This window comes from Sphingomonas oligophenolica, assembly GCF_039522915.1.
Taxonomy (GTDB): Bacteria; Pseudomonadota; Alphaproteobacteria; order Sphingomonadales; family Sphingomonadaceae; genus Sphingomonas; species Sphingomonas oligophenolica.
On record NZ_BAAAEH010000050.1, the window covers coordinates 15,831 to 29,910 of the forward strand.

The 14,080-nt window shown below is 64.0% G+C and carries 10 protein-coding genes; 4 read left to right on the forward strand and 6 right to left on the reverse strand.

What is annotated here, in order from left to right; all coding sequences use genetic code 11:
• Nucleotides 1–18: 18 nt before the first annotated feature.
• Genes ABD050_RS23925 through fucP form a run of 3 tightly spaced genes read right to left on the reverse strand, consistent with a single transcriptional unit; the run spans nucleotide 19 to nucleotide 3,049 of the window.
• Entirely contained in the window at nucleotides 19–990 is a 972-nt protein-coding gene (locus ABD050_RS23925; RefSeq protein WP_343892048.1) for an aldo/keto reductase, read from the reverse strand.
• 5 nt (nucleotides 991–995) lie between these two features.
• Complete coding sequence (locus ABD050_RS23930) at nucleotides 996–1,811, reverse strand: amidohydrolase family protein (RefSeq protein ID WP_343892049.1); 816 nt, start codon at nucleotides 1,809–1,811, stop codon at nucleotides 996–998.
• A complete protein-coding gene (gene fucP, locus ABD050_RS23935; protein WP_425542511.1) occupies nucleotides 1,808–3,049 on the reverse strand; it encodes an L-fucose:H+ symporter permease in 1,242 nt (413 codons plus the stop codon). The genes ABD050_RS23930 and fucP overlap by 4 nt, the downstream gene beginning before the upstream one ends.
• Before the next feature lie 192 nt (nucleotides 3,050–3,241).
• Between fucP and ABD050_RS23940 the strand changes: the two genes are divergently transcribed.
• A complete protein-coding gene (locus ABD050_RS23940; protein ID WP_343892051.1) occupies nucleotides 3,242–4,231 on the forward strand; it encodes an alpha/beta hydrolase in 990 nt (329 codons plus the stop codon).
• On the forward strand, nucleotides 4,228–5,043 hold the full coding sequence (locus ABD050_RS23945; RefSeq protein ID WP_343892052.1) for a GDSL-type esterase/lipase family protein: 816 nt from the start codon (nucleotides 4,228–4,230) through the stop codon (nucleotides 5,041–5,043). The genes ABD050_RS23940 and ABD050_RS23945 overlap by 4 nt, the downstream gene beginning before the upstream one ends.
• A 200-nt stretch (nucleotides 5,044–5,243) precedes the next feature.
• Here ABD050_RS23945 and ABD050_RS23950 read toward each other — a convergent pair whose 3' ends face one another.
• The 3 genes from ABD050_RS23950 to ABD050_RS23960 all read right to left on the reverse strand — a co-directional run bounded on the left by ABD050_RS23950 (nucleotide 5,244) and on the right by ABD050_RS23960 (nucleotide 11,402).
• Nucleotides 5,244–6,758 (reverse strand): tryptophan halogenase family protein, encoded by a 1,515-nt coding sequence (locus tag ABD050_RS23950; RefSeq protein ID WP_343892053.1) that lies wholly within the window; start codon nucleotides 6,756–6,758, stop codon nucleotides 5,244–5,246.
• Complete coding sequence (locus ABD050_RS23955) at nucleotides 6,758–8,251, reverse strand: tryptophan halogenase family protein (protein ID WP_343892054.1); 1,494 nt, start codon at nucleotides 8,249–8,251, stop codon at nucleotides 6,758–6,760. Before ABD050_RS23955 ends, ABD050_RS23950 begins: the two co-directional genes overlap by 1 nt.
• Nucleotides 8,252–8,357: 106 nt before the next feature.
• Entirely contained in the window at nucleotides 8,358–11,402 is a 3,045-nt protein-coding gene (locus tag ABD050_RS23960; protein WP_343892055.1) for a TonB-dependent receptor, read from the reverse strand.
• Between the two features lie 267 nt (nucleotides 11,403–11,669).
• Here ABD050_RS23960 and ABD050_RS23965 point away from each other — a divergent pair, with 267 nt between their 5' ends.
• Nucleotides 11,670–12,458 carry an IclR family transcriptional regulator gene (locus ABD050_RS23965; protein ID WP_343892056.1) on the forward strand — a complete coding sequence of 263 codons (789 nt, stop codon included), beginning with the start codon at nucleotides 11,670–11,672 and terminating at the stop codon, nucleotides 12,456–12,458.
• 232 nt (nucleotides 12,459–12,690) lie between these two features.
• Entirely contained in the window at nucleotides 12,691–14,043 is a 1,353-nt protein-coding gene (locus ABD050_RS23970; RefSeq protein WP_343892057.1) for an L-fuconate dehydratase, read from the forward strand.
• Nucleotides 14,044–14,080 lie beyond the last annotated feature (37 nt).

Sequence of the window (14,080 nt, forward strand, 5' to 3'; positions counted from 1 at the left end):
CGCGTGCTCCAGTCGCAGTCAGGGTACAATGACGGTCTCCTCTTCGTCGAGCGCTGCCCATAGGGCATCGGGAATGGGTGTCGCCAGCCGGGCGATCGACGCGGCGACCTGATCGGGACCGACCATGCCCGGGATCACCGCGGCGACCTGCGGACTGCGCAGCGGGAATTGCAGCGCGGCGGCCGGCAACGACACGCCGAACCGGGCGCAGATCGTCTCGATCCGGATGGCGCGAGCAAGCGTTTCGGGCCCGGGCGGGCGATAATCATAATGGAGGCCGGTGGCGCCGCCGATGCCGTCCTGTGCCAGGATGCCGCTGTTATAGGGGCCGCCGATAATCACGCTGACACCGCGCTTCGCGCAGGTCTCGAACAAGGTGGCCGCCGATCTGCGATCGAGCAGGGTGTGACGCCCGGCAAGCAGGATGACATCGAGGTCGACGCGGTCGAGGAGCTCCTGGCAGATGGCGACCTCGTTTACGCCGATGCCGATCGAGTCGACCGCCCCTGCCTCCCGCAGCGCGCGCATCGCGCCATAGCCGCTGTCGAGGAATGTTCTGAGATGCGCCGGATGATCGTCGCCATGAGTCATCCGGCCGAGATCATGGGCGAGCAGGATGTCGATCCGGTCGCGGCGCAGGCGGCGCAGGCTCGCTTCGTGCGACCGGCGGATCGCATCGGCGCTGTAGTCGAACACCGGCTCGAAGGGATCGGCATCCACGAAACCGTGGCGCGCGCCGGTAGCGTCGCTCGGCACCAGGAGCCGGCCCACCTTGGTCGAAATGATCGCGCTACCCCGCGGATCGGCTTCGGCCAGGGCGTCGCCGAGCCGGCGCTCGGCCAGCCCGAAGCCGTAATGCGGCGCGGTATCGAAATACCGGATGCCGGCCGCGAGCGCGGCCATGACGGTCTGGCGTGCCGCGTCGTCGCTGACCGGCCGGTAGAGATTGCCGATCGCGGCGGTGCCCATGCCGAGGCGGGGAAGGGCCATGCCGGTCATGCCGCCTCGAGGCCGTAGAAGCGGCGCGCGTTGTCGTCGAACACGGCCGGCTGGTCGGTGGCGGGCACTGCCGCACGGGCGCAGGCAAGCCATTCAGCATAGTCGCCGCGCAGGTTGAGCACCGGCCAGTCGCTGCCCCAGACGAGCCGTTCCGGCCCGAACAGGGCGAGCAAGTCGGCGATATAGGGCGGGAGATCGTCGGCGCTGCCATCAGGCGCGAGTTCGGTCATGAGGCCCGACAGCTTGCACATGATGTTCGGCCGCATGGCGAGCGGCGCGAGGGCGTCCCGCCATGCTTCCCGGTCGATGCCGATCGAGGGCTTGGCAGCATGGTCGATCATGACGGGAAGCGTCGGGTGGCGCGCGGCAAGGCGATCGAGCGACGCCAGGTGGCGGGGACGAATCAGCGCATCGAAGGTTAGGCCGCGCTCGACCAGCGCCGTGAGGCCTGCGTCGATCGCCGGCGCATCGAACCAGTCGTCGGCGCATCCCTCGGTCATCGGACGCATGCCGACCAGCGGCCCGGCATGCGCCAGCGCGTCGAGCCGCTCGCCGATATTGGTTGCGGTCAGGTCAGCCCAGCCGACAACGCCCACGATGAAGTCCGAACCCTTCGCCACCTCGAGCAGCCAGCGCGTATCGCGCTCGCTTGCCTGGCTCTGGACCAGGATCGCGGATGCCACGCCGGCGGCACGCGCAAGCGTGGCGATCTCGGCGAGCTCATGATCGCGGTGGATCGCACCGAGGTCGGGTGTCGGCCAGGCGCAATCGTTCCGCCCCAGCCGCCAGATATGGAAATGCGCGTCGATCATGCCGTGCCCTTGTGCCCCCCCGCGTCGCCAAGGTGAAGCCGGGCGAACAGCCCGACGACCAGGAAACAAAGCGCCGGGACCAGCATCGCCGCTCGGATCGTGCCGGTCCTATCCGAGACGAGCCCCATCGCCGCGGTGAGCACTGCGCCGCCGATGATCGCCATCACGATCAGCGATGCGCCCGGCTTGGTCAACGGCCCGAGGCCGCGCAATGCGAGCACGAAGATCGTCGGGTACATCACTGACATGAAGAAGCTGGTCAGCAGCAGTGCGGTCACGCCGATCGCGCCACCCATGGCCGCCGCAACGATGCAGAGCACCGCGTTGATCGCAGCGAAGGCGAGCATCAGCCGCGCCCCGCTGATCCGCGCGAGAAGGGCGCTCCCGGTGAAGCGGCCGATCATGAACAATATCAGCGCGCCGGTCAGCAGCCACGCCGCATCGCGCTGGCTGAGCCAGGGCAGCGCGACGCCGACATAGCGGATGAGATAGCTCCAGATGCCGACCTGCGCGCCGACATAGAAGAATTGCGCGGCAACGCCCGCGAGATAGCGTGGCCGGCCGAGCAGGGCACGATAGGCCGCCAGGCCGCCGATACCGCCTGCGTCGCCGCGTTCACCTCGCGTTGCCGCGGCGGGAAGGGGGGTATGGTGGAGCAGCAGCGCCCAGACCAGGACGATCGCGGCGATCAGCATATAGGGCAGCCGTACCGATGCCGCGTCGGCGGCGGCGCCCGCTCCGTTCGACAGGATCAACACTGCGCCCAGCGAGATGCCCGCGATCGATCCCAGCGGGTTGAACGCCTGTGCGAAGTTCAGCCGCCGGTCAGCGGTATCGGCCGGGCCGAGCGCAGGGACCATCGGGTTGGCTGCGGTTTCGAGAAAGGCGAGGCCGCTGGCAATGACGAACAGGGCGGCGAGGAAAAAGCCATAGCTGAGTTCGACTGAAGCAGGCCAGAACAGCAGCGCGCCGCTCGCGAACAGTAGCAGGCCGAAGATCACCGCCGCCTTGTAGCCAAAGCGGCGCATGAACAGGGCGGCCGGGATCGCAAAGCAGAAATAGCCCAGATAAAAGGCCGACTGCACGAGGCCGGACTGGAAATCGGTAAGGGAGAAGACGTGCCGGAAATGGGCGATCAGGATGTCGTTGAGGTTGTTGGCGACCCCCCAGAGGAAGAACAAGCCCGTCACCAGGATCAGCGCGGGGCGGCTCGCTTGCTCTCCTTCGCCTGCCGGCATGAGGTGGCGGTCGGTAACAATCTGCGCAGTTCCCATGTCTCTCCCTTTCCGCCCGTCTTCAACGGTTCGGACCTTTGCTACACGTCGTTGCGATATTGTGAAGTATGAAAACGATTTTCACTGGTACGTATGTGCCAACCTTTGTTAAGGCCCTTCGCGACCGAATTGATCGGCAGGGTGGGGATGATGGTGATGGGTTTCGATATCTCGCGTCGCGCGATCCTTGGCGGTGGCGCCTTGTTCGCGGTCACGGCCGGTTGCGCGAAGGCTGTCGGCGTGCCTTCCGCCGCGGGTGATGAGATCGTGCGCCTGTGGCCTGATGCGCCCCCCGGCGATCAGGGCAGGCCGATCCATCGCAAGATTGAGGAGCGATCGCAGGATGTCGCGCACCCCGATCGCTGGGTGACCGGGATCGACCGGCCCGTTCTGATCGTCCGCCGGCCGGCAAACCCGAATGGAGCCGGCGTGCTGGTCGTGCCGGGCGGCAGTTACAGCTTCCTTGCTTATGACAATGAGGGCACTGAACAGGCCCGCTGGCTGAACGAGCGCGGCGTTACCGCCTTCATCCTGCAGTACCGCTTGCCGGGCGAGGGCTGGAGCGATCGCGCCGATGTGCCGCTGCAGGATGCGCAGCGCGCGATGCGGGTCATCCGGGCGGGTGCCGCCGGCTTCGCAGTCAGGCCCGACCGGATCGCGGTGCTCGGCTTTTCCGCCGGCGGCCATCTCGCCGGGTCGCTCGCGACACGCCATGCCGATCCCGTCTACGCGGCGATCGATTCGACCGATCGCCTGTCTGCGCGGCCTGATGTCGCCGGGCTGATCTATCCGGTGATCAGCATGGAGGCCCCATTCACCCATGGCGGCTCACGCGACAATCTGCTCGGGGCCGATGCGCCGGCGGCGCAACGACGCGCCTTTTCAGTGGAACATCGCGTGACGGCGGCGACGCCGCCGATGTTCATCGTCCACGCATCGGACGACGGGCTGGTGCCGGTTGCGAACAGCCTCGCGCTCTACAACGCCCTGCTCGACGCGAAACGCCCGGCCGAGCTGCACGTTTTCGACGAAGGCGGGCACGGCTTCGGCGCGCGCCTGCCGCGGGCAATCCCGACCGCGATATGGCCGAGTTTGTTCGCCGCTTTCGCCGCGCGCAAAGGGATATTCCCCTCAGTGGCGGCATGAAGCGCCGCCTCCTTGCGATCCTGCTCGCGCTGCCCGGCGTCTCCGCGGCATCGGCGCAGGACCGTTACCAGAGCTCGCCCGAACGGCGATTGGTGGTCGAGAAGGATTGGGGGCCCTGGCTCGGGCCGTTCCGTGCGAAACTGGTGCCCAGCCTGATGCAGGATTTCGGCGAACGGTATCTCTATGCGGCGGACGATGCGGCATTGCCGCCGCCGCGCCCGGGCGAGCAGCGTGTCGTCTTTCTCGGGGATTCGATCACCGATCTGTGGGAGCTCGGCCGTTTTTTTCCCGGCAAGCCCTATGTGAACCGCGGCATCGGTAGCCAGGTGACGGCGCAGATGCTCCTGCGCTTCCATCAGGATGTCGTTGCCCTCAAACCATCGGTCGTCGTCATCCTCGCCGGGGTGAACGACGTCCAGGGGTTCCTCCAGCAGGAGACGGCGACGCAGATCGAGACCAATTACGAGGCGATGGCCGACATTGCCGATCGCCACCGCATCCGAGTCGTGTTCGGATCGATCCTGCCGGTGAACAATTACACCGGCAATGCGACATCGATGCTCGAGGAGCGGAACCCGGAGGAGCTGCGGGCCATCAACCGCTGGCTCGAGGCATTCTGCCGGCGGCGCGGTTATCAATATGCCGATTATTATACGGCATTGGTCGACGATCACGGGCTGCTTGAGCGCGGCCTGACGACCGACGGCATTCATCCTCTCGCGCCCGGTTATGCGCGCATGGCACCGATCGCGGCCGCGGCGATCACGCGGGCGCTCCGTACGGGCGCGGCGAGACCGCATCGGGGCGGGTAGGGGGCATTTTCCCGGAATAACAGCCCGGTGCCGGCGCGATTCCTTCCCGTTTTCGCGATTTTGCGGAAACGATGTCGCCGCGCCTGTTAAGGTCGGCGGCGAATTTCCCAGCCTGGAAGCGGATCAGCTCGCGCGGCACTTGATCGCAGGCTTCAGCCACCAGATGGCCGCGCACCTGCCGGCTTCCCCGTCGCGGAGATTCATGTCGGCGCGGCGCTGCAAAATTGAGAGATGAACCGGGCGTGGGGCGGCATTTCCTCGGCCGCTCTGGCGACGGTAACGCGCATTCCGCGCAACGCCCGGTCCAGATCGAGGGGCGGGACCGATTCCGTCAGCGGGTCATAGCTTTTGGGTCGCACACCCTGCCCAAGCATGACGGCCAGCCAGCTCGCATCCTGAAACAGGTCGAAGTCGCGCTTCAGCAAACGGCCCGACCCGCGGAACATATCGAGCTTTTCAGCAAGCGTCTCGGGAATGGGCATGGTGCGGCAATGGTTCCAGAATTCGGAATCCGAACGTTCGGTCGCATGGTAGTGCAGCACCAGGAAATCACGCGTACGATCATATTCATTGGTGGTGTGGCGGTTATATTCCCCGATCACGAGTGGATCGAATGACCGGGTCGGGAAAAAACCGAGCAGCCGGGTGATGCTCGTCTGGATCAGGTGAATGCTTGTCGATTCCAGCGGTTCGAGAAAGCCGGCGGACAAGCCGATGGCGATGCAATTCTTTTCCCAGAAGCGTTCCCGTCGGCCGGTGCGGAAGCGGATGGGGCGCGGGTCGGCCAGTACGTCGCCGTCGAGATTGCCGAGCAGAGCGCGTGCCGCCTCGTCTTCGCTCCAGAACCCGTCGCAGTAGACCATACCATTGCCGAGGCGGTGCTGCAGCGGGATTCGCCATTGCCAGCCCGCGGCGTGCGCGGTGGCGCGCGTATAGGGCGTATCGAGGTCAATCACGTCGGTCGGTACGGCCAGCGCGCGGTTGCAGGGCAGATATCGCGACCACTCCTGATAGTCGACGCCGAGCGCCTCTCCGATCAGCAGGGCGCGCAAGCCGGTGCAGTCGATGAACAGATCGCCCGTCAGCTCTCCGCCGTCGCTCAGCCGGAGCGATTCGACATAGCCGGTTTCCGCGGTGAGCCTCACATCGACGATCTTGCCTTCGCGGCGTTCGACGCCGCGCATTTCGGCGAGCGAGCGAAGATATTTTCCGTAGCGCAGCGCGTCGAAGTGATAGGCAAAGCCCAGCGTCGAATAGACCGTGTTGGCTGCGGTGTCGGGCCAGCGGAACTTGCCGGCATATGCCGCCTTGGTCGCCAACGAATATTCGGAGATCGGCGTCGGGTCCCCCAGCGCGTGGGCGCGCAGCCAATGCTGGTGAAAGGGTGCGGCGCCAAAATCATCGCCATAGCGTCCGAAAGGATGAAAATAGCGGTCGCTCCCGGTCCGCCAGTTGGCGAATTCGATGCCCAGCTTGAACGTAGCGCCCGTGGCCTTGATGAAGGCACTCTCGTCGACCTGCGCGAGGCGGTTGAACAGCTGGATCGGAGGGATGGTCGCTTCTCCGACGCCGATCGCGCCGATCTCATCGGATTCGATGAGGGTGATCGAGTAAAGATGGGGCGGCAAGACGGCGGAAAGCGCAGCCGCTGTCATCCAGCCCGCAGTGCCACCGCCGGCGATGACGATCGAGTTGATATTGTCCTGGCGCGCCATCAGACACCTGCCCTGCAATTGCGATCGAGATACGCGCCGTGGTCCGGGAGAGCCGCCGCTGCGCGCGCGATCTGGGCGCGGAGTCCCGCCATACCCTGGCGCAAGCGATCGAGCGGCACGCGATCGGCCAGAACGTCGTAATTTTTCGGGATGAAGCCGTTGCCGATGAGAATGGCCACCCAGCTGGGCAATTGGTGCGACTCAGCGTCGAACAGCGGCAGGCGCCCGCAATTTTCCCAGATCTTCAACTTGTACTTCAGTGTATCGGGAAGGTCCATTTCCCGACACATGGCCCATAGCGGCTCGTCGCGGCGGCTCACGCAATAATGAGCGATGATGAAGTCGCGGATACGCTCCATCTCCAGCCCGGTGATCCGGTTATATTCGTCGCGGAATGCAGGATCGATTCCCGCTTTGGGGAAATACTCGATAAGCCATCCTATCGCGGTCTGGATCAGCTGAATTCCAGTCGACTCGAGCGGCTCGAGAAAGCCGGCCGCAAATCCGATCGCGACGCAGTTGCGGTTCCAGAACTGTTCGTGACGGCCGGAACGGAAGCGGAAGCTGCGCGGCTCCGCCTGTGGCGGGCCCTCGATATTTGCGAGCAGTTCTTCCCGGGCATCGTCGTCACTCATGAAGCTGCTGCTGTAGACCAGACCATTGCCGGTCCGATGCTGCAGCGGGATCCGCCACTGCCATCCCGCTTTGCGTGCGGTTGCCCGGGTGAAGGGTGTGGGCTGCCCCACCGGTGCGCACGGCACCGCCAGGGCCCGGTCCGCTGGCAACCAGTGCGACCAATCGATATAGCGCGTGCCCAGCGCCTTGCCGATCAGTGCCGCGGCAAAGCCGGTACAGTCGATGAAAAGATCGCCAGGCACCTGCTGGCCGTCGGACAGGCGAAGCGTGCGGATATCGCCCGTCTCGCCATCAAGCACGGCCTCGACCATCTTGCCTTCGATCCGCGTGACTCCGAGCCCTTCGGCAATTCCGCGCAGCGCGCGCGCGTAGAGCGTGGCATCGAAATGAAAGGCGTGAAGATAGTTGGACGCGCCGGGCTCGGCCGGGGTGAACTTGTTGCGGCGCGCCACAGCATAGGGATAGGAATAATCGTCGATGGGTTCGGCATCGCCCTGCTCGCGCAATCTCAGCCAATATTGGTAGGGCAAGACCCCTTCTATGGCTTTTCCATAGTCGCCAAAACCATGGAAATGGACGTTGCCTGGTCGACCCCAATCGCGAAACTCGATACCGAGCTTATAGGATCCTTGCGTCAGACGCAGGAATTCATGATCGTCGATGTCGAGCATGGCGTTGAACTGTCGCAGGATCGGCACGCTGGCCTCGCCCACGCCGATGATTCCGATCTCCTCGGACTCGACGACTGTAACGCTAAAGCCGGCGGGCGGGAGTTGACGTATCAACAGGGCAGCCGTCATCCAGCCCGCAGCCCCGCCCCCCAGGATGGTGATGGATCGGACGGGATTATTGGCCATTTGTCATTCGTCCGTCAGGCGCAGGTCGCTTGGATAAAACAAGGGCGGGCGTCGGTTTCCCAACGCCCGCCGCTTCAGGTTACACGTCTTTTGCCTCGCGCAGCGATCAGAATCTCACCCGGATCGCCGCGTCGATCACGCGATCCTTGTCGGTGACCTGATATCGGGACTGCAATGGTACCACCCCGCCGGTGGCGGTCAGCAGCGAACGGTCGAGATAGGTCCTGGTGCCGAGAATGTTGGTACCCTGTATGCCAATCTTGATGTTCTTGGTGATGTCGACGAAAATCGAACCGTCGAGCTGGCCGAAATCCTCGGCCCAGGTCGGTGCGAAATTGTTCGCCGAGATTATCGTCATCAGATATTTCGAGCGCCAGTTATACGCAACGCGCGCGTCGACGCCATATTTCGAATAGATCAACGCCGCATTGAAGGCATATTTCGAAAGCTGCTCATAGGGCAGATTGGCGGACGAAACACCGGCTGCCCCGCCGGCGGTGGCGCTGTAGGCACTGTTGATACCGCCGGTGGCATCCAGATAGGTGAAGTTGCCTTGCGCACCGAAGCCCGCCAGAGGGCCATGCAGGAAGTCGAGGAATTGAGTGAAGCCGACTTCCAGGCCCTTGATCTTGGCGTGCTTGCTCGAATTGTCGTTCGTGAAGGCGTGGAACGGCAGCGTCACACCATTGGCCGTCAGGTTGATATCATACGCCTTGGTTTCGATCTGATTGGCGATATCCTTGTAGAACAAGGCCAGCGTCACGGAATTGCCGTGGCCCCAATAATATTCGATGCTGGTATCGCCCTGCCACGCCGTCATCGGTTTCAAATTCGGATTTCCGATGTTCCCGCCATAAGGATTGACCCCCGGCTGGGTTGCGCCCGTGGAATCGAAGGTAAACGAATAATTCGAGACCGGCGATGTCTGGTGGAAGTCCGGCCGCAGCATCGCTTTGGCGACGGCAAAGCGCAATTGCAGCCGATCGTTGAGATGGAAGTTGAGGTTGAGGCTTGGCAGGACATCGGTGTAGCTATTTCGGAACGGCCCGGTGATCCCGCCCTGCGCCGGCGTGGTCGGACTAGCGCCCAGGAACTTCAACGCGTTAGCCAGGGCGTCGCATTTTGACGGGTTCGCGGCATTGGCCGTCTGGCAACCGGTCAGCGTGGCCTGGATACCGCCGACCGAAGCGAAACCGGTGCCATGATAGATCGTGTTAATGACGCGAACGCCGATATTGCCTTCGAAGCGACCGAGCGGACCCTCGCTCTCACCGAAGCGGACCACGGCGTAAGCGGCCTTGGTCGTCTCTTTCTGATCCGCGACATTGTTCGGGTAGTTGGCGTAGGTCAGCGGCGCCCAGCCCCAGCCCGCGGTTTCAGTCGCAGCCAGATATTTATAGGCGAGCTGGGTATCGTTGACCAGCGACGGCGACGGGAACCAGCCCGAGAGCGGCGCGGGTTGACTCCCATGCATGAAGTTGGGGAAGCCGAAGAAGGTGGTTTGCCCCGAGAGGTTCGGCACAACGTCCTGATTCAGGTAGACAGGCGTGCCGCCGCCCCAGAATTCAGCACTGAGCAATGACCAGTTGTAGGTGGTCTGGTTGGTGAAGAAATCCTTGTTGGTCCAGCGCGCACCCACCCGGAGCGATTTCAGGAACGAATCCTCGAACTTATATTCCACGTCAGCGCGCGACGCCCATTCGGCCGCGGTGTTGTGCTCCAGATGGTCCATGGCCGCGGCCCACCAATAGGAACCCTTGTCGGTGTAGGGAAATCCCGGAGCGGGCGTGGTCGTGATGTGGGGATCGTTGCCGAAGTTGAAGTTGAGCGTCGGCCGGTTGGTGCTGTTCGGCGCGATGCCGAATTCGTCGAACACCGTGAAAGACAGCACGTCGGCGGTGGATGTGACGCGCTGGAGATCGGCGGTGAACGTCCAGGGCGTGCCCGATGGCGCATAGCGCCAGTTCAGCGAAAAGTCGCGCGTTTGATAATGGTAATCGCCGTGACGCGTGTCCAGATCGAGATTTTCCCGCGGGACGACTCCCCCGATCAGAGCATTGTTCGCATCGAACACGCTGTTGCTGTCCAAGGGAGGCGAGCCCGTAAACGCTGCATATTCCAGCTCGTGCGGCGTCGCCTTGGAATACGCCATGTCGAGCGTGAATTGCATGTCCGGAATCGGGCGGAACTGCAGCACGCCATCGATCATGAAGCGATGTTGCTGCCAGTCGATCGACGACAAGCCAAGCCCGCTCGGGGTATAAACCGTCGAACCCGCGGGCCGCGAGCCGATCGCGCTCGCCAGCGTCTGCGCCCCGAGAATGCCGCTTTGGATCGTGTTGGTCCGAGTACCCTTGTTGTTCACCGTCGCGCTGACCAGAAAGCCGATCTCAGCGCCGCCGGGTGTGGTCCAGCGGTTGCTGTAAAGACCGTTACCCGACACGAAGCCCCTCTTCATCAGGTCGCCATAGCTGACGTCCGCACTGAAGGAGACCAGGCGCCCGCTTTGATCGAAGGGCTTGCGGCTTCGCAGGTCTATGATGCCGGACAGCGCACCCTCGATCATTTCCGCCGACGGATTCTTGTAGACGTCGATGCCGGCGATGAGGTCAGACGAAACGTCCGCCCAATCCAGCGTGCGGCTGCCGGCCGTGAAAATGTCGCGGCCGTTGCTTGTGCTGCCCACGCCGGTCAGCCCGCGAATTGTCACGCCGCCGCCCTCAGGCGCGATGCGGCCGGGGTCGGTCGGGCGCCCCGTGGTCAATTCCGATGCAGTGCGGGTGAGTGACACGCCGGAGATACGCTGCAGCGTTTCGGCAACCGACCGATCGGGCAATGCGCCGATATCCTGCGCTGAAATCGAGTCGACGATCTGATCCGCGTTGCGTTTGATTGCGACGGCGCTCTCGACCGACTTGCGAATGCCCGTCACCACAACATCGGCGCTGGCAGCGTCGCCCCGGTCGCTCTGAACGGCACCACTTGGTTGCATCGGGCCGGCACCTGCGCTTGAGTCCGAGGTGGCTGTGTGAGTCGCCTGCGCCCATGCCGGGGAAGCGAGCAGCGCCATCGCAAGTGCCGCCGTCGAGACGCCGAGCCAGCGACCCTCCGGCCGCCGCCACTCTCGCCCGCTGTCGTAAATGCTCTTCATCATCTCTCCCCCTCTTATCGTTGACATCGTTGTCAATGTCGCAGCCGGGCGTTTGCCCGGTCATGCGAGAGATACGTACGATACTACTAATGAAAATAATTTTCAAGCATGAACGTAAGCGGCGTTTGATTCGCCTCGCCATATGCGGCGTGCGATCGCGGCCCCGAAACGCTGGACCCACGTCTGGTCGGTAACGAAACAGTTGCCGCCCGACCGCGGGTCGCCCTATCTGATATATTCTATCCAAAGCGAATGAGGGGCGGCGGCGTGTCACTGGACGAAGCGAACAACGACGACGATCGCCGCTACAGGGCGCCGGCCCTGGAAAAAGGGCTCGACATCCTCGAGCTGCTCGCCACCGCGACGCAGCCGATGACCCTGACAGCGATCGTCAACGAGCTCGGCCGCTCGCATGGCGAGCTGTTCCGGATGGTCCAGGTGCTCGAGTTCCGCGGCTATATCGAGCAGGACAAGGCGACCGACGGCTATCTGCTGACTGACCGGCTGTTCTCGCTCGGCATGCAGCAGCCGCGCACGCGCAACCTGATCGAGATTGCCTTGCCGATCATGCGCCAGCTGTCGCTCGATCTCGGCCAGGCCTGCCACCTCGCGATGCACACCATGGGCGAGATGGTCGTGGTGGCGCGGATGGAATCGAGCGAACAGCTCGGCTTTTCGGTGCGGGTCGGGTATCGTCGGCCGCTCGTGAAATCGGCGTCGGGCGTCGTGCTGTATGCGTTCCAGCCCGACGATGTCCGCCGCCGCTGGGAAGGGATGATGCGGCCGCCGCTCGCCGAAGACGAGCTCGCCGCTTTTCGCGCCCATGCCGACGAAGTGCGCGCGCGGCGGGTCGAATTGACGCCCAGCCAGTTTGTCGCGGGCGTGACGGATATCTCGGCGCCGATCCTGCGCGGCGGCTTTGCGGCGGCGGCGCTCACGGTACCGTTCCTCAAGAAGCTCGAGCCGATGGTTGCCAAGTCGGTCGCGGCGCGTGCCGTTCGCCTCGCGGCTGACCGTATTGCCGAGCAACTTGTCGAGGGCGACAGCCGGGCCTGACAAGATGCGGAGCTGACAGGCGATTGCTTTGTCGCCGTGACGGTAAGCGCGCGCTTGCGCCGCATTGTCTTTACACATATGAAAATCCATGTCACCCACGAACGGAGATTCGAGGGAAAAGGGGGTGCGCGGCATCCGCTCGGCGGGAGGGAAATTTGCAAAATAGTCTCCATTCCCCGAAGCGCCGGATCGCCTCGTCGGCGGCGTGTGACCGGTACCGTGGAGCCGGCCAATGACAATAATTACCGCGGTGCGCGTCCTCGACATCCGCTTCCCGACCGCGCTGAGGCTCGACGGTTCCGACGCGATGAATCCCGACCCCGATTATTCGGCGGCCTACTGCATCCTCGATACCGACGAACCCGATCTCGCGGGGCACGGCCTCACCTTCACGATCGGGCGCGGCAACGACATTTGTTGCGCGGCGATCCAGGCGCTGGCGCCGCTGGTGGTCGGGCTCGACCTTGACTGGATCCGCGAGAACGGTGCGCGCTTCTGGCGGCATGTCACCGGTGACAGCCAGCTGCGCTGGATCGGCCCGGAAAAAGGCGTGATCCATCTCGCGACCGGCGCGGTGGTCAATGCAGTGTGGGACCTGCTGGCGAAGGAGGCGGGCAAGCCCTTGTGGCGATTGATCGCCGAGATGAGCCCGGCCGAGATCATCAGCCAGATCGATTTCCGCTACATGACTGATTTCATCACGCCGGACGAGGCGTTGGCGCTGCTCGAACAGCGGTCGGCGGGCAAGGCGGAGCGCGTCGCGACACTGATGGAAAGGGGCTATCCCTGCTACACGACCTCGGCGGGGTGGCTCGGCTATTCGGACGACAAGCTCAGGAGCCTGTGCGCCAGGGCGGTCGCCGATGGTTTCGCCTTCATCAAATTGAAGGTCGGCGCCAATGCCGAGGACGACCGGCGCCGCGTCGCGATCGCGCGCGAGGTGATCGGGCCCGATGTGAAGCTGATGATCGACGCCAACCAGGTGTGGGAGGTCGAGGAGGCAATCGAGCGAGTCAACGCGCTCGCCTTCGCCGATCCCTGGTTCATCGAGGAGCCGACCAGCCCCGACGATATCGAGGGCCATCGCCGCATCCGCGAGGCCGTCGCCCCGATCAAGGTCGCGACCGGCGAAATGTGCCAGAACCGGGTCCTGTTCAAGCAGTTCATCAGCCGCGAGGCGATCGACATGGTCCAGATCGACGCCTGCCGGCTCGGCGGGGTGAACGAGGTGCTGGCGGTACTGCTGATGGCGGCGAAGCGCGATCTCGCCGTCTGCCCGCATGCCGGCGGCGTCGGCCTGTGCGAATATGTCCAGCATCTCTCGATGATCGACTATCTGTGCTTCGCCGGCACGACGGAGGGCAGGGTCGCTGAATATGTCGACCATCTCCACGAGCACTTCGTCGCGCCCTGCGTCGTCCACAACGCGGCCTATATGCCGCCGATGGCGCCGGGCTATTCGATCGAGATGAAGGCGGCGACGCTGGCTGCGTTCGAGCATCGGCCCGGGGTGGCGGAAGGGGCTGTTTATCCGGCGTCGGTTGCCCCGCACTCGAGCCTTGCTGCGGCGGCTGCATCACTATGATCGATATGGCGATCTCCTTCGCCTGGGAGGAGAAGAT